Origin of the sequence: Streptomyces shenzhenensis (assembly GCF_021462265.1) — a bacterium.
Lineage (GTDB): Bacteria > Actinomycetota > Actinomycetes > Streptomycetales > Streptomycetaceae > Streptomyces > Streptomyces shenzhenensis.
The window spans coordinates 144,072-161,656 of record NZ_JAJONF010000013.1 but is presented as its reverse complement, the minus strand read 5'-3'; the positions used below and the strand labels follow the sequence as shown (position 1 = coordinate 161,656).

At 71.4% G+C, this 17,585-nt stretch carries 19 protein-coding genes and 1 pseudogene; 10 read left to right on the top strand and 10 right to left on the bottom strand.

Annotation, left to right across the window (positions count from 1 at the left end; translation table 11 throughout):
• Nucleotides 1-237 precede the first annotated feature (237 nt).
• Nucleotides 238-675 carry a VOC family protein gene (locus tag LQ326_RS19170; protein WP_234538348.1) on the bottom strand — a complete coding sequence of 146 codons (438 nt, stop codon included), beginning with the start codon at nucleotides 673-675 and terminating at the stop codon, nucleotides 238-240.
• Entirely contained in the window at nucleotides 614-1,057 is a 444-nt protein-coding gene (locus LQ326_RS19165) for a helix-turn-helix domain-containing protein (protein WP_234538400.1), read from the bottom strand. Before LQ326_RS19165 ends, LQ326_RS19170 begins: the two co-directional genes overlap by 62 nt.
• Before the next feature lie 365 nt (nucleotides 1,058-1,422).
• On the opposite strand from LQ326_RS19165, the gene LQ326_RS19160 reads away from it, so the two are divergent.
• Nucleotides 1,423-2,241 (top strand): SAM-dependent methyltransferase, encoded by an 819-nt coding sequence (locus LQ326_RS19160; RefSeq protein WP_234538398.1) that lies wholly within the window; start codon nucleotides 1,423-1,425, stop codon nucleotides 2,239-2,241.
• A 57-nt stretch (nucleotides 2,242-2,298) separates the two neighbouring features.
• On the opposite strand, the gene LQ326_RS19155 is transcribed toward LQ326_RS19160, so the two are convergent.
• Both LQ326_RS19155 and LQ326_RS19150 read right to left on the bottom strand, forming a co-directional pair.
• Entirely contained in the window at nucleotides 2,299-3,219 is a 921-nt protein-coding gene (locus LQ326_RS19155) for a helix-turn-helix domain-containing protein (protein ID WP_234538347.1), read from the bottom strand.
• A 98-nt stretch (nucleotides 3,220-3,317) separates the two neighbouring features.
• Complete coding sequence (locus LQ326_RS19150; protein WP_181804120.1) at nucleotides 3,318-3,548, bottom strand: DUF397 domain-containing protein; 231 nt, start codon at nucleotides 3,546-3,548, stop codon at nucleotides 3,318-3,320.
• Between the two features lie 373 nt (nucleotides 3,549-3,921).
• Here LQ326_RS19150 and LQ326_RS19145 point away from each other — a divergent pair, with 373 nt between their 5' ends.
• From LQ326_RS19145 to LQ326_RS19125, 5 genes are all read left to right on the top strand, one after another.
• Complete coding sequence (locus LQ326_RS19145; RefSeq protein ID WP_234538346.1) at nucleotides 3,922-4,314, top strand: ATP-binding protein; 393 nt, start codon at nucleotides 3,922-3,924, stop codon at nucleotides 4,312-4,314.
• 91 nt (nucleotides 4,315-4,405) lie between these two features.
• On the top strand, nucleotides 4,406-4,879 hold the full coding sequence (locus tag LQ326_RS19140) for a hypothetical protein (RefSeq protein ID WP_234538345.1): 474 nt from the start codon (nucleotides 4,406-4,408) through the stop codon (nucleotides 4,877-4,879).
• 341 nt (nucleotides 4,880-5,220) lie between these two features.
• Entirely contained in the window at nucleotides 5,221-5,463 is a 243-nt protein-coding gene (locus LQ326_RS19135) for a hypothetical protein (protein ID WP_234538344.1), read from the top strand.
• Between the two features lie 266 nt (nucleotides 5,464-5,729).
• Nucleotides 5,730-7,436, top strand: a complete 1,707-nt coding sequence (locus tag LQ326_RS19130; RefSeq protein WP_234538343.1) for an MFS transporter — start codon at nucleotides 5,730-5,732, stop codon at nucleotides 7,434-7,436.
• 348 nt (nucleotides 7,437-7,784) lie between these two features.
• Nucleotides 7,785-8,390, top strand: a complete 606-nt coding sequence (locus tag LQ326_RS19125) for a class I SAM-dependent methyltransferase (RefSeq protein WP_234538342.1) — start codon at nucleotides 7,785-7,787, stop codon at nucleotides 8,388-8,390.
• Between the two features lie 82 nt (nucleotides 8,391-8,472).
• On the opposite strand, the pseudogene LQ326_RS19120 reads toward LQ326_RS19125, so the two are convergent.
• Both LQ326_RS19120 and LQ326_RS19115 read right to left on the bottom strand, forming a co-directional pair.
• Nucleotides 8,473-8,622 (bottom strand): annotated as a pseudogene (locus LQ326_RS19120) (LLM class F420-dependent oxidoreductase); the annotation flags it as partial.
• A complete protein-coding gene (locus LQ326_RS19115) occupies nucleotides 8,589-8,765 on the bottom strand; it encodes a hypothetical protein (protein ID WP_234538341.1) in 177 nt (58 codons plus the stop codon). The gene LQ326_RS19115 and the pseudogene LQ326_RS19120, both read right to left, overlap by 34 nt.
• 327 nt (nucleotides 8,766-9,092) lie before the next feature.
• Between LQ326_RS19115 and LQ326_RS19110 the strand changes: the two genes are divergently transcribed.
• The gene (locus tag LQ326_RS19110) at nucleotides 9,093-10,316 is read left to right on the top strand and encodes an acyl-CoA dehydrogenase family protein (protein ID WP_234538340.1); all 1,224 of its coding nucleotides are present in this window, start codon (nucleotides 9,093-9,095) and stop codon (nucleotides 10,314-10,316) included.
• Between the two features lie 48 nt (nucleotides 10,317-10,364).
• Nucleotides 10,365-10,823: an RrF2 family transcriptional regulator gene (locus LQ326_RS19105; RefSeq protein WP_234538339.1), complete on the top strand. Its 459-nt coding sequence runs from the start codon at nucleotides 10,365-10,367 to the stop codon at nucleotides 10,821-10,823.
• Between the two features lie 358 nt (nucleotides 10,824-11,181).
• Here LQ326_RS19105 and LQ326_RS19100 read toward each other — a convergent pair whose 3' ends face one another.
• From LQ326_RS19100 to LQ326_RS19085, 4 genes are all read right to left on the bottom strand, one after another.
• On the bottom strand, nucleotides 11,182-12,114 hold the full coding sequence (locus LQ326_RS19100; RefSeq protein ID WP_234538338.1) for an ABC transporter permease: 933 nt from the start codon (nucleotides 12,112-12,114) through the stop codon (nucleotides 11,182-11,184).
• Nucleotides 12,101-12,898 carry an ABC transporter ATP-binding protein gene (locus LQ326_RS19095; protein ID WP_234538396.1) on the bottom strand — a complete coding sequence of 266 codons (798 nt, stop codon included), beginning with the start codon at nucleotides 12,896-12,898 and terminating at the stop codon, nucleotides 12,101-12,103. Before LQ326_RS19095 ends, LQ326_RS19100 begins: the two co-directional genes overlap by 14 nt.
• A gap of 40 nt (nucleotides 12,899-12,938) precedes the next feature.
• A complete protein-coding gene (locus LQ326_RS19090; RefSeq protein WP_234538337.1) occupies nucleotides 12,939-14,048 on the bottom strand; it encodes an ABC transporter substrate-binding protein in 1,110 nt (369 codons plus the stop codon).
• A 488-nt stretch (nucleotides 14,049-14,536) separates the two neighbouring features.
• A complete protein-coding gene (locus LQ326_RS19085; RefSeq protein WP_234538336.1) occupies nucleotides 14,537-14,926 on the bottom strand; it encodes an ArsR/SmtB family transcription factor in 390 nt (129 codons plus the stop codon).
• 138 nt (nucleotides 14,927-15,064) lie between these two features.
• On the opposite strand from LQ326_RS19085, the gene LQ326_RS19080 reads away from it, so the two are divergent.
• Together LQ326_RS19080 and LQ326_RS19075 are read left to right on the top strand one after the other, a co-directional pair.
• Entirely contained in the window at nucleotides 15,065-17,050 is a 1,986-nt protein-coding gene (locus tag LQ326_RS19080; protein ID WP_234538335.1) for a heavy metal translocating P-type ATPase, read from the top strand.
• The gene (locus tag LQ326_RS19075; protein WP_234538334.1) at nucleotides 17,047-17,445 is read left to right on the top strand and encodes a (2Fe-2S) ferredoxin domain-containing protein; all 399 of its coding nucleotides are present in this window, start codon (nucleotides 17,047-17,049) and stop codon (nucleotides 17,443-17,445) included. The genes LQ326_RS19080 and LQ326_RS19075 overlap by 4 nt, the downstream gene beginning before the upstream one ends.
• Nucleotides 17,446-17,585: the final 140 nt, after the last annotated feature.

Sequence of the window (17,585 nt, the reverse complement as noted above, 5' to 3'; positions counted from 1 at the left end):
GAGGCGAACGTCCTGAGCGTGGGCGTGGCTCAAGCACAGGTCTCCCCGGAGCGAGGCCGAGCGAGGACGGACGGCGTCCGCCATTCATCACCCGCAACATCCGGGCGGGGCGACGGCGAGCCGCAGCCGAGCTTTCACGCCCTCCCGCGGCGACTGCGGAGGGGCTCCGGCCAATCGCCTTCGAGGCCGTTGCAGTACGTCGCGCGTCAGGTCGGGAAGCACGCCTGCGGATGTGGGTCAGTGCCGTCGCGGGTCGAACTCCAGTACCTGTGTGAGCCGGATATTGTTGCCCGACGGGTCCCGGAACGAGGTGTCGATCCCGTACGGCTGCACCGTTGGCGGGTCGTTGAACGCGACACCGCGGGCGGACAGTTCGTCGTACGCGGCCTTGCAGTCGTCGGTCTCCAGGAACAGCGTGCCGCCCGCGCCCTTGGCCACCAGATCCGACAGCTGGGCACTGCTCGCCTCGTCCAGCATCGGCTGCCCCGGTACCGGCATCAGCACCAGCGCCGGACCCTCCCCGCCGGGCGGGGCGACGCACAGCCACCGGAAGTTCCATGCCTCCATCGTCACGTCCGCCCGGACCTCCCAGCCGAGCTTCTGCGTGTAGAAGTCAAGCGCCTCGTCCTGGTCGTGCACCCAGAACTGCGTGTTGGCGATCTTGATCCTTGTCATGGTCGCTCCCTGGTCCGTTGCCTGCATTCGACGCTAGGCAAGCCGGCGACCCCGTGTCTTCTCGAAACGTGCGGTTCCGCGGCCGTCCGTAGGCCATCGCCACACAGCGGGGGATGCGCACATGCCGTGCGGCGGGAGGGTGCGCATCCCGGTACGCCTGCGGGGTCATCCCGTACATCCTGCGGAAACTCGTCGTGAACGAACCGATGCTCCGCACACCGACGGCGACGCCGACCGCGGCCACCGTCCAGTCGGTCGCAAGGAGCAGGGCGGCGGCCCGCTCCAGGCGTCGGGTCAGCAGGTACTGGTGCGGCGACTCACCGAAGGCGGCCTTGAAGCAGCGGCTGAAGTGGGCCGGGGACAACGCGGCGGCCGCGGCCATGTCGGCCACGGTGAGTGCCTCGGCGTAGCGGGCGTCCGCGAGGTCCCTGGCGCGGAGCACATGACGAGCGATCGGAGCGGTGGCCACGGACCCCATTGTGCAGTCACCGGGACCGCCGCCTCACCGTGACCGGCTCGGGGTGACGGCCGCGTCCCAGGTCCTGCGGGGGCGGCCCGTGTCCGATCCGTGTCGGCGGCGACGACTTCACCGCTACGACGTGGCGGTCCGGCCGAGTGGGCGGTACTCGGTGGTGCCTCGGACGGCTCCGTATCCCTCGATCGGGCTGGCATCGCCAAATACCCTTTCCCTAGGATGGGTTGACTGTCGGGCCAGTCCGGTTGGCGCGGCTGGGAGCTGGGGGAATGATGCAGCCTGGAAAGCAACTGTCCACGTCGATCGATGCCACGGTGCCCACGGCCGCGCGCATGTACGACCACTACCTGGGCGGCAAGGACAACTACGCGGCCGACCGGGCAGCCTGTGAGGAACTGGACAAGGTCGTGCCCAGCACCCGCGCACTGGCGCTGAACAACCGGCGCTTTTTGCAGCGGGTGGTCAGGACGCTGGCGGCCGAGTACGGCATCCGGCAGTTCCTCGACCATGGATCCGGGCTGCCCACCCAGGACAACGTGCACCAGGTGGCGCAGCAGGTCGACCCGTCTTCCCGGGTGGTGTACGTCGACAACGACCCGATGGTCCTGGTGCACGGCCGCGCCCTGCTGGAGCAGAACGAGCGCACCGCGGTCATCCACGCCGACATGCGGGACACCGACGCGATCTTCTCCCACCCCGACACGAAGCGCCTGATCGACTTCACGCAGCCGGTGGCCGTGCTGTTCAACTCGGTGTTCCACTGCATCCCGGACAGCGAGAGTGACGGCCCGCTCGCCGTGGCCCGCCGGGTGGCCCGACCGCTCGTGCCGGGCAGCTTCATGGTGATGTGCCAGCTGGTCAGCGAGGATGCCGAGGTACGGGACTTCGTCACCGGCTTCATGGATCAGGTGACCCAGGGGCACTGGGGCCGGGTACGCCAGGAAAACGACGTCGCGGAGTGGTTCGAGGGCATGGACGTTCTCGAACCGGGGCTGGTGGAGGTGTCCACCTGGCGACCGGATTCCGAGGTGGTGCCCCGTCAGCTCACGCAGGAATGGATCGAGTTCGGCGGCGTCGGACGCATCCGGTAGGAAAGGGCGCAGCTCCGCGTCAGGATCGCCGGCTCTTTCGCCGGACCTGACGCGGAGTCACGGAGCGGGGTAGCGCTGTTCCAGCGTGTCGCGCAGCAGGGCCAGGGACTCGCGAGGGTTGAGGGCCTCGTCGGCCAGCCGGTCCAGGGCCACCCGGTACTCCTCCGTCTCGTCGCGGTCCTCCAGGAAGTTCGCGCTCCTGATGTGCTCCAGGTAGACGATGTCGGGCAGGTCGAGTCCGCCGAAGCGCAGGTAGGTGACCGGGATGGCCGGCGCGGAGGCGTTCGTCAGGTCCAGCGGCACGATCTGCACGGTCACATGGGGCAGCCCGGCCATCTCGACGAGGTACTCCAGCTGTTCGCGCATCACCGCACGGCTGCCCAGGACGCGCAGCAGGACCGACTCGTCTATGACCGCCCACAGTTGCGGGGCGTCCGCGCGATGCAGTAGCTCCCGTCGGCGCATGCGCAGCTCCACACGGCGCTGCACCTCGCAGGCCGGCGCCGTCGGTAGCCCGCGCTCCACCACCGCCCTGGTGTAGGCCGCCGTCTGCAGCAGGCCCGGCACGTACTGGATCTCGAAGGTACGGATGGCGGCGGCCGCCTCCTGCAGTCCCACCAGCCGGTCGAACCACTCGGGCATCAGCCGCTTGTCGTAGCGCTGCCACCAGCCCGGCTCACCGGCACGCTCCAGCAGCTTGAGCAGGACCGACGCCTCGTAGTCGTCGGCCTTGTAGAGTTCGAGCAGCGCGCGGACATCGCTTTCCGTGGGTGGCCTGCGCCCCTTGCCCGCCTCGATGCGCGACAGTTTCGCCGGACTGAACCCGAGGGCGCGCGCCGCCTGTTCCTGTGCGAAGCCGGCGCCCTCGCGGATGCCCGCCAACTGCACGCCCACCAGCATCTTCAACAGAGTGGGGGCGGGCTCGGTCCGGCTCAGATAGGGTTCGAGGCGGGAGGCGCGAGGTGACTCGGCGGACATCCTGACTCCCTGTCGACCAGCAGAAGACATACAGCATTATCGCATCCCGTCGGCCGCTTCCGGACGTGTTGGCCGAAGTGGAGATGCCCGCCTCCGCTTCACACCAGGTGGTCGAACTCCCCCTCCTTCGCGCCGGCCAGGAAGGCGGCCAGTTCCGCCGGTGTGTAGACAAGGGCGGGCCCGTCGGGGTCACGGGAGTTGCGGATGGCTATACCTCCGTCGCCCAGAGGGGCCACCTCGACGCAGTTGCCCTCGGCGTTGCTGTGCCGGCTCTTGATCCAGCAGGCCGCCAATGAACTCGCCCGGACTCCGTTTGACACTGATGGCACCGCACTCTCCTTGCTGACGTTCTGCCGCGCGTGTATGCGACCGCCCGCTCGGGCGGGGGCGGCGCCGCGCCCCACACTCCTGCGTTCGGCCACTCTGCGCGCAATTTCCCGTGAAATTGCACAACGGCGCTGACGGAGTGGATAATAGCGGGGGCGTCAACCGCAGTGTCGACGCCCAGTCCTGACGTCACATCAGGGAGACGCCGTGTCATTACCCGTGCACCAAGCGCCTCGCATTCCCGGCGGGTCTGCGCCACGGCCGGGTCGGATCGCTGGGGCCGGTCCGCTCGCCGGCGCGGCGCCCCCCGGCTTCCCGAGCCACGAGGCCCGCCGGGAGCCTGAGCCGCTGCGCGGGGCGCCCAGCTCCGCCGCCGTGCGCATCACCGGCAGCAGGCAGGGCTTCGCGCAGGCGCGGACCTTCACCCACCGCACCCTGTGCCGCTGGTCGCTCGACCACTTGAGCGACGACGCCGCCGTCGTCGTCACCGAACTGGCCGCGAACGCGGTGACACACGCCGTACCCCAGGCTCCGGACGGCGAGGCCGATGTGTGGCTGGAGCTCTGTCTCGAAGCCGGCCACCTGATGTGCGCCGTCACCGACCCGAGTGACCGGCCGCCCGTGTACCCCCGTGCCACCGGCTCCTTGGAGGAGAACGGCCGCGGGCTGCGCATCGTCGAGGCCGTGTCCGAGGACTGGGGGTGGGTGCGGCACTCCCCGGCGGGCAAGACCGTCTGGGCCCTGCTGCCGGCCACCCCCCGGCCCTGACGCGACTGCCGTGAGAAGTCCCGGCACGATACCCGCCGCTTCGACGGAACCGACGAACCCCCAGCATCCGACGCCTGTATCAGGAGCGGAAATGGCAACGCCACTCACGAACGTGGGGCAGGTGCCCTGGCATGAGATCAAGGACTCCCGCGGCCCTGCCACAGCCATCCCGTTGCTGCTCAACAGCATCGCCTGGGGTGACACGGCCACGGCACGGAACGCGATCAGCGAATTGCGCGAGCGGATCTGCCAGTACGGCTTCGTCGTGGAACAGGCAACCGCCGCCACGGTCCCGTTCCTGTGGGAACTCGCCCGGCTCCCTCACGTCACCTGCCGCGTGGAGATCGTCCAACTGCTGAAGAACATCGCCGACGCCCGGCAGTGGGAGAAGACGGCCGCCGCCTACCCGAAACTGCTGCACCGTCGCGACAACTACGTGGGGTGGGAACGCGAAGCCCGCCAAGCCGTGCGCGCCAACCGCGGCACCATCCAGCGACTGCTCGTCGAACCGGACACCGAACTCGTCCGGGCCACCGCGGAACTCGCCTCCGCACTGACCGACTGAGAACACCCGGCAGCGACTTCGGGGGCTCGCCTCCTCATCGCTGCGGATCACGCGGCGTACGGGTACTCGTTGACGGCCCGGCCCCATCCCGGCCAGGTGCGGACCTACGTCACGCCACTGCGGCAAGCCGCAGTGGGACTGTCGCGGTCCCGGCAGCGGCCAGGACGGTGCGTCTTCTGCCGCGGATCACGGCCATTGGCCCCATGCCCGGTTCGCCTCGCTCTCCCGTATGCCCGCCCCCGTGACGATGCCGTGCCGGGCGCATGCCGCGCCGAGGCCGGATCCGCCACCGAGACCGACAGCCGCCATCCGGACTCGTGGGTCATGGCGCCCAGGAGTTCGTGCCGCGTCATACCCGTGTCGTTCATTGCCTCGGGCAGTCGGATGTCCAGCGCGAAGCGGCCTGTGGAACCGCCCGGCACGGCAACCGGTACGCCGGCCAGGCGCAGGACGTCACCGTTGGGCCCGCCGACCCGCACGGTGGCGGTGACCGGGTCGCCCAGCGCGAGGTCCAGGATCGCCGACGCGCGCAGTTCGTCACCGTCCGGCCCGAAACCCTGGACGGTGAGCCGGGGCACTGGTGAAGCAGGCCTGGACCGCTATGGGTTCGGCTGCGGCACCCGCGCTGACCTGCGCTGCCTTCTGGCATCGCCGGAGCGACGGCCCGCCGGCGGGTCCCGCCCGACCCGTCGGAGCCGGGTGATGAAGCGGGTGAACGACTTTGTGCAGACCCCTAGGCGTACCGACTAGTCGGTACTAGCCTCTGGCCACGCTCTCGGAGCCGGGCCGCACCGCGCCCCCGTCGCACCGACGCGATCCCCGGTTTCCAGGTACTCCCAGGAGGAGCCGTATGTCCGCCACTCCGACGACGTTCGACGCCGACAGACCCGCGCCCGATGTGCCCGCCGCGGGCGCCCGCGGCCCGCTGGCCCGGCTGTACCGCCGGGACCTGGCGGACTACCCGCCCACCGGTCGGCGTCTGGCGTATCTCGCGATCGTGGTCGCCACCACCGTCGTGCTGTACTACATGCTGTACATCCAGTACGCGGTGGCGACGTCGATCATCACGCACTTCGACATGACCTACCGCTACTTCGTCTGGGTCTCGGTGATCGGCAACGCGATCGGGGCCTTCGCCTCGCTCGTGGCCGGTCTGGCGGACCGCTGGGGCCGGGCGAACCTGGTGGTCTACGGGCTGTTGATCGCCGCGCTGCTGGTCTTCTTCGGGCTGCCGAACGCGGCGACCAAGACCACCTATCTGGTGCTCTTCGCACTCGTCAGCTTCATCGAGGGCATCGTGCTGGTAGCCACCCCCGCGCTGATCAGGGACTTCTCCCCGCAGCTCGGCCGGGCCACCGCGATGGGGTACTGGACGATGGGCCCGGTCATCGGCTCCCTGGTGGTCACCACCGTCACCAGCAACACCCTCGACAGCGCCACCTGGCAGGACGAACTGCGCTACTCGGCGATCGCCGGGTTCGTCGTCTTCGTCGTCGCGATCTTCGCGCTGCGCGAGCTGTCCCCGGCGCTGCGCGACCAGATCATGGTGTCGCTGCGGGACCGGGCGCTGGTCGAGGCTCGCGCCAAGGGGCTGGACACCGAGGCGGTGCGCCGCGGCGAGTGGCGGCAGATGATGCGCCTGGACGTGCTGGGCTCGGCCTTCGCCATCGCCGTGTTCCTGCTGCTGTACTACGCGGCGGTCGGCAACTTCGTCGTCTACTTCGCGACCACCTTCGGCTACAGCGAGCAGCGCACCAACGCGCTGGCCAACTGGTACTGGGGGGCGAACGCCGTCTCCCTGGTCCTGGTCGGCCTGCTCTCGGACCGGCTGAAGGTGCGCAAGCCCTTCATGATGGTCGGCGGGGCCGGCTCCGTCGTGATGACCGCGGTCTTCGCCACCCGCGCCACCCACCCGACGACCGACTACTACACCTTCGCCTGGCTGTTCATCGGCATCGGCGTCTTCAGCGGCATCGCCTACGCGCCCTGGATGGCGAGCTTCACCGAGACCGTGGAGAGGCACAACCCGGCGGCGACCGCGGCGGGCCTGGCAGTGTGGGGCTGGACGGTGCGCATCGTGGTCGCCGTCTCCGCTGCCTTCATCCCGGTGCTGGTCACCTCCGCGACCCCGCTTGTGGAGCACGGCGCCGAGGTCAAGGTCGCCTCGGTGCAGGCGGCGTCCGCGCTGGCCATCGTCAACGCGCACCCGGAGCTCTTCGCCGAGCTGGACAAGTACACCCCTGCCACCGTGCCACCCGCGCTGGGCGCCCGCGCCGTCCGGGAGGTCGGCGCGGAGAACCTCGGAGTCGTGCAGAAGGCGGCGCCGCAGCTGAAGCTGCTGCGGGAGTACGGCGCCAAGGTCCAGAAGGCGTCGAAGGACGGGCCCGGCGAGTGGCGCGACTGGTGGTGGATCTGCGTCGGCGGCCAGGTGCTCTTCCTGCCCTTCGTCTTCGTGATGGCAGGTCGCTGGAGCCCGAAGAAGGCGCGTGAGGACGCCGAGGCGCACCAGCTCGCGGTCGACCGCGAGCTGGCCGCCCTCGCCGCCGCCGGGGAGTGACCGGACGTGGAGCCGGCCGGTCCGTTCACGGCCGGCCGGCTCCACGGTCGTGCGCATCGGGGTGTGCCGGGGCGTATCGGGTACGTGGCAGGACGCGATTCGCCGGCTGCCGTCCGGAGACGCGACGCAGTCCCGGATCCCTACCGAACGTCCCTGCACGGATCTGGGGTTGAGCGCCGGCGCGGACCGGTGCCCCGTCCGTCGAGGTCCGGCCGCATGTCGGTATGCGCGGCGACGAGAGCCCCGGCGTCACCGCCCAGAACCTACCAAGGGCAAGGGCAAGGTACGTGGGCACCCTGCCTGACCTGGCCGGACGTAATGGCACGTGGTCGACCTATAGTGGGCGTCATGAGCCGTTGGCAGGAGTTGACCGGGGGGACGTCCGGGCAGGGGTATGCCGCACGGTTCGCGGCTCTGGCCCGCAGCGGGAAGGACGTGCACGGCGAGGCGCGGTTCTGCGCAGCGCTGGTGCCTGCCGGAGCGCAGGTGCTGGACGCCGGGTGCGGGACCGGGCGGGTCATGATCCGGCTCGCGGAACTCGGGTACGAGTGCGTCGGGGTGGATCTTGATGCGTCGATGCTCGCGGAGGCGCAGAGGCAGGCGCCCGGCCTGCCGTGGTTCCAGGCCGATCTGACCGAGTTCGAGCCGTCCTCGCTCGGCCTCGCAGCGGACTTCGATCTCGTGGTGGCTGCGGGTAACGTCTTCCCGCTGCTTGCCGCCGGGACCGAGGCCGCGGTGGTCAAGCGCCTGGCCACGGCCCTGCGCCCGGGCGGTCTGATGGTCGCGGGCTTCGGGCTGGACGAGGCCCACTTGCCGGTGCCGCCCGGCATCACCCTGCCGGAGTACGACGAGTGCTGCGCCGCGGCCGGCCTCGCCCTGGTGGACCGCTTCGCCACCTGGGACGCGGTCCCTTACGACGGCGGCGGCTATGCCGTCAGCGTCCACCGCCGCTGAGGCTCTGCCCGACACCGACGTCTCCGGCTGTTCCGTTCTGCTGCGCGAACGCCGTGTCCGAGGTGGCACCGGCGGATCCAGGCGGCCCCATCGCCGCTACCAGCAGGGGCACACCGCTCTCGGCACCCGGTACCCGCGCCGGGACGGGGGTGGTGGCGGTGAGCAGCTCGCCGTGGAAGTCGGCCGTGCCGGTCTCGGTCAACTGCCGCAGGGCGGTGAGGAATTCGCGCAGCGCAGGGCGGTACCGGTGTACTCCCTGCGGTGGGTCCCCTGTTCCCGCAGTGCCGGGACGAGCAGGTCGACGATGCTGTCGGGGGCGTCGGGGTCGTCGAGCAGGCAGGGACGGGGTACGGCGTCACGGCGAGCCGCCGCCACGCACCGCGGGCGCCGGCACGTCCCCGCCGACAAGCCTCGGGGCCGGGACGGACACCCGGCCGCCCGGGATCGTGAACTCGCCATCCGGGAGCGTGAATCAGCCGGAGCGCACCGCTATTCCTAGTTTTCCTATCGAAATACTAGGGAAGTGTTGACGGTGGTCGGAGAGGAGGGTGAGGATGGTCGAGCCGACGCGTCCCCGCGCACCGCCGCACTCCCACGCCGCCTCGCCAGGTACCGCGCCGTCCTCGTTCCCCTGAAGGAAGACGCCATGACCACAGCACTGAGGTGCAGCGACAGCCGCCGTCGCACGAAGCGGGTCCGGACATGACGGTGACGGCGGACGAGGTGACCGACGCGGGAGCCGCGCGGGTCGACTGGCTGCACATAGCCCGCGAGATGGCGGACGACCTGGCCACGGACGCGGCCGAGCGCGAACAGGCCGGCAAAGCACCGCTCGACGAGGTCGCACAGCTGCGCGAGTCGGGGCTGCTGACCTTGCTGGCACCGGCCGGGCACGGGGGAGGAGGCGCGGACTGGCGCACCGCCTACGCGGTCGTCCGGACCGTCGCCGCGGCCGACGGGGCCATCGGCCACCTGCTGGGCCACCACTACTTCCTGTCCTTCAGCGCCCGTTTCTTCGCCGACCCCGCACGCGCCGCCCGGGTCGAGCGGGAGTCCGCGCAGGGGCAGTGGTGCTGGGGAGGCGGTATCGCCTCACATGAACCGCCGCTCATCCTGACGCCCACGGGGGGCGGCTGTCTGCTGAGCGGCTGTCAGAGGTATGCCACCGGCGTCGGGATCGCCGACCGGCTGGTGGTCCGAGCCGCCGGGTACGGCACCGGTGAGCCGCTGGCCGTCCTCGTCGACCCCACCCACCCGGGTGTCGTGAGCGGCAGCGGCGGGGACACCTTCGGGCAGCGGCTGGCAGCCGGTGGCGCCGTGGAGTTCGACTCCGTGCCGGTCGCGGCGGACGACGTGTTCGGCACCCTCTCGCCGGACGAGGGCGTCCTGTCACCCTTCGCTTCTCTCGCCGCGCCGACCGCGCGCCTGGTCTCCGCCCAGTTCTGTCTCGGCATCGCCGAGGGACTGCTGGCTGAGGTCCATGAGCACGGAAGGGCCGTGCGGTCGCCCTGGCAGCCCTTCTCGCCCCAGCCCTGGCCGGGCGGCCCGCCGCAGGATCCGTACGCGCTGACCGTGTACGGCGAGCTCGCCGTCGGCGCACGTGCCGCGTCCGCTCTCGCCGACCAGGCGGTGGACGCCCTGTTGCGCGGCCTTGCGCGGGGCGAGGACGCCGACGACGAGGAGTGCGCGGAGATCGCCGTCCTCGCGAGCGCGGCCGAGACCGCGGCCTCCCGGGCCGCGCAGGAGATCACCACCCGTGTCCTGGACGTCGTCGGCGCCGACGCCGCTTCCACGCGGCACGGCTTCGACCGCTTCTGGCGCAACGCCCGGACCCACACCCTGCGCGAACCGGCCGCCCACAGACTGCGCGAGATCGGGGACTACTTCCTCAACGGCGCCCATCCGTCCTTCACCCTTCCCGCCTGACGGCGCAGCCGGTGACGGGCGGACACGGCTGTGAGGGATAATCGCGGCATGCGGATCTCGGCGCGGGCGGACTATGCGGTGCGGGCGGCCCTGGAGCTGGCCGCGGCAGGCGACGAGGCCTCGCTCAAGGCCGAGGCGATCGCCACGGCGCAGGGGATCCCGCACAAATTCCTGGAGGGTATCCTCGGCGACCTGCGCCGGGGTGGTCTCGTGGTCAGCCAGCGGGGCGGAAAGGGCGGCTTCAGGCTCGCCCGCCCGGCGGACTCGATCGCCATCGCGGACGTCATCCGGGTGGCGGACGGCCCCCTGGTGTCGGTGCGGGGGGTGCGCCCGCCCGAGCTCTCCTACGGTGGTCCCGCGGAATCCCTGCTGCCGCTGTGGATCGCCGTACGCGCCAACGTCCGCAAGATTCTCGGCGAGGTCACCCTGGCCCACGTGGCGGCGGCCAAGCTGCCCGACGAGGTCCTGAGCCTCGCGGAGGACCCCGAGGCCTGGACGAACCCCTGACCGGCGTCCGGCCGGCAGGCGGATCTCCGGGACGGACCAGCTCATCGAGGGCCGGTCTCGCGAGCGTGAACGCACCGACAGCGCCCTGAGCGCGCTGGGCATCGGTACCGTGCCCGGTGCGGAGTTCCTCGCCGCTGTCGGCGGCAGCCAGGCCGGGGGAACTCCCCGGACGCCCTGGCGGGCCGTCGTCCGGGGGCGTCGCCTGGCCGCACGGGAGGTCGCGGTCACAGCGCCCGCGCCGCACAGGCCCTGACGTCCGCGTCCGAGTCCGTCGTCGCGGCGGCCAGGGCCGCTCGGGCGTCCTCGACGGCACGGTGGCGGGTCAGTGACAGTACCGCGGCCTCGCGGACGTCGGCGTTCAGGCCGGGCGGGTGACCAGCAGGCCGCGGCCGCGCAGCACCCACCGCTCCAGCGGGCTGAAGATCAGCAGATCTATGGCGACGCCGACGAGCAGGATCAGGAAGATGGCCAGGAACACCTGGGGCATGCTGGAGTTGTTGCGCCCGTTCTCCAGCAACTGGCCCAGGCCGACGCCCAGATCGGGCGAGGAGGCGATGATCTCGGCGGCCATCAGGGACCGCCAGGAGAACGCCCAGCCCTGCTTGAGTCCCGCCAGATAGCCGGGCAGCGCCCCCGGCATCACGATGTGCCAGGCCCCGCGGAGCCCGGTCGCGCCCATCGTCCGGCCGGCCCGCAGGAACAGCGGCGGGATCTGGTCGATGCCCGCGACGAGGCCGTTGGCGATGGACGGGACCGCGCCGAGCAGGATCACGGCGTACATCATCGAGTCGTCCAGGCCCAGCCAGATCACCGCGGGCGGCACCCAGGCCACCGACGGCAGCGACTGCAGGCCGGACAGGACGGGCCCGACGGCCGCCCGGACGAACGCCACCCGGGCCACCAGCAGGCCCAGCGGCGTACCGATGGCCAGCGCCAGCAGGAAGCCGAGCAGGCCACGCGAGACGGATGTCCAGATGTAGCCGACGAGAGTGCCCTGGAGCCAGGCGGCGCGGACCTCGCCCCACACGTCGGCGGGCGCGGGCAGCTTGTAGTCGGGGGCGACGTTCGCCCACACCAGCAGTTGCCAGCCGGCCAGCACCAGCACCACGGCGGTGACGGGGGGCAGGACCTTGCGCATCAGGGTCTCGCGCAGCGGCGTACGGCCGGACCGCACCGAGTCCAGGGCGTCGAGGCCGGCTTCCAGCCCCGCCAGACCATAGGCGTCCCGGTGCTGCTCGGCCACCGTGGAGCCGTCCTTCTCGGCGCCGACGCCGGTGTCAGTGCCGGCCATGGCGGCGGATCTCCCCACGCAGTTCCTCGGTGATCTCGACGGACAGCTCGGCGACCGCGCTGTCCTCGATGCGGCGGGGCTGCGGAATGCCGACGGTCCATTCCCGGGCGACGCGGCCCGGACGGGAGGACAGCAGCACCACCCGCTGGGCCAGCCGTACCGCCTCGCGCACGTTGTGCGTCACGAACAGCACCGACAGCCCCGTCTCACCCCAGATGCGGGTCAGCTCGTCGTGCAGCACGTCACGGGTGATGGCGTCCAGCGCGGCGAACGGCTCGTCCATCAGCAGCAGACGGCTGTCCTGGGCCAGCGCCCGGGCCAGAGCGACCCGCTGGCGCATACCACCCGACAGTTCGTGCACCCGCTTGCGATGGGCGTCCTGAAGCCGTACGAGTTCCAGCAGCCGTTCCGCCTCCGCCCGGCGCTCCGGCCCCGCGACCCCGCGCAGCTTCAGGGCGAGTTCGATGTTCTTGCCCGCGGTCAGCCACGGGAACAGCGCGTGTTCCTGGAACATCAGGGCGGGCCGGCCGTCCGTGGCGATCGTGCCGCTGGACGGCTGGTCCAGCGCCGCGACCAGGTTGAGCAGCGTGGACTTGCCGCAGCCGGAGGCCCCCAGGAGGGTGACGAACTCGCCCGGCGCGACGTCGAGCGTGATGTCGTCCAGCACGAGTTGCCGTCCCCCGGGCGCGCCCGGTGCGGGGAAGGACTTCGAGACGTGCTCGACACGAGCGGCGTACGTCACCGCCGCGGCGTCCGCCGCGTTCCTGGTGATCGTGGTCGCCATGGTCGTCACCTCCTGGGAACTCATCGGGTCCGGTTCCTGGTTACTCGGCGCCGAGACCGGCGTCGTCGACCTCGCTCTTGCCGTCGGCCTTGAGGACCTTGTCGAGGAGCGTGAGGTCGTAGATGCCCTTCAGATCGGGCTTGTCCAGCAGGCCCGCCTTGACCGCGTGCTCCGCCTCGGTGTTGAGGGTGGCGGCCAGCGGGTCGTCGAGGAAGGTGATGGACTTCCAGGCCGGGTCGATGACATCGGCGGGCAGCGCCTTGCCGGACAGCGTTTCCAGCGCCTTGTTGGCGGCGGCCTTCGCCGCGTCCGGGTTGGCGTTGATCCACGCGTTGGTCTTCACCGAACCGCGCAGCACGGCCTCGACGACGTCCGGGTGCTCCTTGAGGAACTTCTGCGACACGATGATGTTCGTGATCACGAACTTCTTGTCGGGCCACAGTGCCGACTCGTCGAGCAGCACCTTGCCGCCCTCGGCGACCAGCTTGGACGCGGTCGGTTCGGGCACCCAGGCGCCGTCGACGGAACCGGACTTGTAGGCGTCCGGGGTGATCTTGTTGTCGGTGCGGATGACGGAGACGTCGCCCTTGCCGCTCTCGGCGTCGACCTTCCAGCCCTGGTCCGCGATCCAGTTGAGGAACGCGACGTCCTGGGTGTTGCCGAGCTGAGGCGTGGCGATCTTCTTGCCCTTGACGTCCTTCAGGGACTTGATCTTCTTCGGGTTGACGACCAGCTTCACGCCGCCGGAGGCGGAACCACCGATGATGCGCAGGCTGTTGCCGTTCGACTTGGTGTAGCCGTTGATGGCGGGGGAGGGGCCGATCCAGCCGATGTCGATGGATCCGGCGTTCAGCGCCTCGATCTCGGACGGACCGGCGTTGAAGGTCGAGGCCTTGATCGTGGTGCCGCCGAGCTCCTTCTGGAACAGGCCCTCCTGAACACCCACCAGAGCGGTGGCGTGCGTGAGGTTGGGGAAGTAGCCGATCTTCACTTCGCCGGCGGAGAGCTTCTTGGCGCCTGCCGCGGCCGCCGGGGTCTGCTTGCCGTCATCGGTGGCCTGGGAGCCGTAGCCGCAGGCGGTGAGCAGGAGGGGAAGCGCGGCCATGACGGCGAGGGTGCGCAGGGCGGTGAGCGGTCTTGCGGCAGACACAGAGGTGTCCTCTCAGGGGAGAAGGGGTGATCAAAGAGGTGCGGAACGGCGCGCTGAGGTCTCAGACCGGACGACAGAAAGCGCTGGACGTACGGCCGAAGTCGATATGACGACGCGAGGTCAGCACGGGCAGCACCCGGTCCGCGCAGCTGAGCGCTCCCACGGCCACCCCTCGATCCCTAGTTTTCCTACCTGGTTGCTAGGGATAGTGGCAGAAGGGGGCGCCCGCCCCAAGGGTGCGTCCGCATGATGGGTGTGGCCATCTCAACAATCGAGACGGGTACCGACTGGCCCAGTGTGCCGACGGTTTGCCCGGACGACCGGAATCCCTCACGCTGCCGCCGGATCCGCACGTCCGCCGATCGCGGCTGAGAATTCGGCAACTCGCGCCAACTGGCCCCCTGAGGGCCGGGGAGGGGGGGCCTGGGCTGTTGCGCGGAGCTCGCTGAGGGGCGTGCTGTGCCCTGGCGGCGGCGTCCGGGTGCGGCTCAGCGGGCCCCGGCCGCCTCCGCGGTGACCGGGGTGTCCCGCAGGCCGAGGCGCAGGTGCTCGACGTGGTGGAGGGCCTGCTCCAGCAGTTCGGCGACGTGGTTGTCGTAGAGGGCGTAGATGACCGAGCGGCCGCGGCGCTCGCCGGTGACCAGGCCGAGGTTGCGCAGCAGGCGCAACTGGTGGGAGCAGGCGGACTGTTCCATGCCGACGGCGTCGGCGAGTTCGGTCGCCGCGCACGGGCCTTCCTGCAGCCGGGCCAGGATGCGCAGCCGGGAGGGGGTGGCGAGCGCCTGGAGCGTGGTGGCCACGTCGGCTGCGCCGACGGTCTCCAGTCGCTCGCGCGCGGTGGCGGCGGTGGTGTTCTCGGCGTCAGCTCCATGGCCCATGGGCTTCATCCTACGGACCCGCGGACATGAACACATGAATGAGTCTTCATGTGGTCCTGTACGGTGAGGGGTGCGGAGCCGAGGCGTACGGCGCCCGCAGCCTCGCCGTACCGCCCGTCGTGAAGGACTTCCGCTCCGATGACCTCCGCCACCCTCGCCCCGCCGACCCGCGGCCAGGACACGTCCGCGCGAGAGCGCACCACGCCTCGCGGGACCCGCGTCCTCGCGTTGCCCGAGGCTCGTTGGGCGCTCGCCGCTCTGGGGTTCTTCCTGGTGGCGCTGCCCCTGCAGCTGACCGGCGCCCCGGCTTGGGCCTGGGGCCCGCTGTACACGCTGGCCTATGCGGCCGGCGGCTGGGAACCGGGCTGGGCCGGGCTCCAGGCGCTGTGGGACAAGACCCTCGACGTCGACCTGCTGATGGTGGTGGCCGCCCTCGGCGCGGCGGCGATCGGGCAGGTGACGGACGGCGCGCTGCTGATCGTCATCTTCGCGACCTCCGGCGCCCTGGAGGCGCTGGCCACCGCCCGCACCGCCGACTCGGTGCGCGGTCTGCTCGATCTGGCACCGGCCACGGCGACGCGGCTGACGGCGACCGGGGACGAGGAGACGGTCACCGTCGAGGCGCTGACCGTCGGCGACACGATCCTCGTGCGGCCCGGTGAGCGGGTCGGCGCGGACGGCCGGGTACTGGACGGCGCGAGCGCCGTGGACCAGGCGACCATCACCGGCGAGCCGCTGCCGGCCGCCAAGGCGGTGGGTGACGAGGTCTTCGCGGGCACCCTCAACGGCACCGGCGCGCTGCGCGTCCGGGTCGAGCGGGACGCCGCCGACTCGGTGATCGCCCGGATCGTGCGCATGGTGGAGGAGGCCTCCGAGACCAAGGCGCCCACCCAGCTGTTCATCGAGAAGGTCGAACAGCGCTACTCGCTCGGCATGGTCGCCGCGACCCTCGCCGTCTTCCTCGTCCCGCTCGCCTTCGGCGCCGCGCCGACCGGCTCGCTGCTGCGCGCGATGACCTTCATGATCGTCGCCTCGCCGTGCGCGGTCGTCCTCGCCACCATGCCTCCGCTGCTGTCCGCGATCGCCAACGCCGGACGCCACGGCGTACTGGTCAAGTCCGCGGTGGTCATGGAGCGGCTCGGCGAGGTCGACGCGGTCGCGCTGGACAAGACGGGCACCCTGACCGAGGGCACCCCACACGTCACCGACATCCGCCCGCTCGCCGGATCCGGGCTGGACGAGAGAGAGCTGCTGGCGCTCGCCGTCGTGGCCGAGCACCCGAGCGAGCACCCGCTGGCCCGCGCCGTGGTCGAGGCGGCCCGGGACCAGGGCCTCGCCCTGCCGGTCGCGGAGGACTTCACCTCCACACCCGGCATCGGGGTCACCGCGACCGCCGGCGGCCGGAAGATCTCCGTCGGGGCACCGGCACGGCTGCTCGCCGGGGTGCGGGCCGGGGACTCGCGAGCCGCGAGCGCCGCGGTGGTCGCCGCCGAACTGGAGGACGGCGGCCGGACCGCCGTCGTGGTCACCGTGGACGGCGTTCCGGCCGGGCTGCTGGGCATCGCCGACCGGCTGCGTGCCGACGCGGATGCCACCGTCTCCGCGCTGACCGCTCTCGTGGGATCGGCACCCCTCCTCCTGACCGGCGACAACCCGCGTGCCGCGGCACGCCTCGCCGCCGGGGTCGGCATCGGGGACGTGCGGGCCGGGCTGCTGCCCGAGGACAAGGTGGCCGCCGTACGGGAACTGGAAGACAGCGGCCGCAAGGTGCTGGTCGTCGGCGACGGCGTCAACGACGCGCCCGCCCTGGCCGCCGCCCACACCGGCGTCGCCATGGGCCGGGCGGGCTCCGACCTCGCGCTGGAGACCGCCGACGCGGTGGTCGTGCGCGACGAACTCCGTGCGGTCCCGTCCGTGATCGCGCTGTCCCGGCGGGCCCGCGGGCTGGTCGTGCAGAACCTGGTGATCGCGGGCCTCTTCGTCGCCGGCCTGGTCGCCTGGGACCTGATCGGCACCCTGCCGCTGCCCCTCGGTGTGGCAGGCCACGAGGGTTCCACCGTGATCGTCGGCCTCAACGGACTGCGCCTGCTGCGCGAAGCGGCCTGGCGGCGGGCCGCCGAATGAGCCGCCGCAGGGCACCCGCTGCGCAGGGCGAGCCCCGGTGCACGGTCACCGTGTGCCGGGGCTGCTGCTGCGGCACCGACAAGATCCCCGGTGTCGATCACGCCGCCCAGCTCGCCACGCTCAAGTCCGAACTGGGCGCGCTCGCCCGGGTCCGGGCCGTGAACTGCCTGGACGCCTGTGAGCACGCGAATGTCGTCGTCGTCCAGCCGTCCTCCGCCGGCCGGGCCGCAGGCGGACGGCCCGTCTGGCTCGGACTGGTCAACGACCCCGACGCGACGTCCGACATCGCCGCCTGGGTCGCGGCCGGCGGCCCCGGACTCGCCGACCCGCCCGCCGTCCTGGACCTGTACGAGTTCGCCCCGTCACGGCGTGTGCGACAGCGCGGGGAGGACTGAGCATCCTCGTCCGCGTCCGTCCCGGCCGAGGAGGGAGCCGGTCCGCCCGCCTCCGGGCCAGTGGTCCTCGCCTGTCGCCTGTCGCCTGTCGCCTGTCGCCTGTCGGCGCGGCGGTCGCGGCTGTGCCGCATCCGCCGGGA

What these genes read in the sequence shown, in the direction of transcription:
- LQ326_RS19170 (WP_234538348.1), bottom strand. Translation starts at nt 675, where the DNA reads ATGACAAGGATCAAGATCGCCAACACGCAGTTCTGGGTGCACGACCAG.
- LQ326_RS19165 (WP_234538400.1), bottom strand. Translation starts at nt 1,057, where the DNA reads ATGGCCGCGGCCGCCGCGTTGTCCCCGGCCCACTTCAGCCGCTGCTTC.
- LQ326_RS19160 (WP_234538398.1), top strand. Translation starts at nt 1,423, where the DNA reads ATGCAGCCTGGAAAGCAACTGTCCACGTCGATCGATGCCACGGTGCCC.
- LQ326_RS19155 (WP_234538347.1), bottom strand. Translation starts at nt 3,219, where the DNA reads ATGTCCGCCGAGTCACCTCGCGCCTCCCGCCTCGAACCCTATCTGAGC.
- LQ326_RS19140 (WP_234538345.1), top strand. Translation starts at nt 4,406, where the DNA reads ATGGCAACGCCACTCACGAACGTGGGGCAGGTGCCCTGGCATGAGATC.
- LQ326_RS19130 (WP_234538343.1), top strand. Translation starts at nt 5,730, where the DNA reads ATGTCCGCCACTCCGACGACGTTCGACGCCGACAGACCCGCGCCCGAT.
- LQ326_RS19125 (WP_234538342.1), top strand. Translation starts at nt 7,785, where the DNA reads ATGAGCCGTTGGCAGGAGTTGACCGGGGGGACGTCCGGGCAGGGGTAT.
- LQ326_RS19110 (WP_234538340.1), top strand. Translation starts at nt 9,093, where the DNA reads ATGACGGTGACGGCGGACGAGGTGACCGACGCGGGAGCCGCGCGGGTC.
- LQ326_RS19105 (WP_234538339.1), top strand. Translation starts at nt 10,365, where the DNA reads ATGCGGATCTCGGCGCGGGCGGACTATGCGGTGCGGGCGGCCCTGGAG.
- LQ326_RS19100 (WP_234538338.1), bottom strand. Translation starts at nt 12,114, where the DNA reads ATGGCCGGCACTGACACCGGCGTCGGCGCCGAGAAGGACGGCTCCACG.
- LQ326_RS19095 (WP_234538396.1), bottom strand. Translation starts at nt 12,898, where the DNA reads ATGGCGACCACGATCACCAGGAACGCGGCGGACGCCGCGGCGGTGACG.
- LQ326_RS19085 (WP_234538336.1), bottom strand. Translation starts at nt 14,926, where the DNA reads ATGGGCCATGGAGCTGACGCCGAGAACACCACCGCCGCCACCGCGCGC.
- LQ326_RS19080 (WP_234538335.1), top strand. Translation starts at nt 15,065, where the DNA reads ATGACCTCCGCCACCCTCGCCCCGCCGACCCGCGGCCAGGACACGTCC.
- LQ326_RS19075 (WP_234538334.1), top strand. Translation starts at nt 17,047, where the DNA reads ATGAGCCGCCGCAGGGCACCCGCTGCGCAGGGCGAGCCCCGGTGCACG.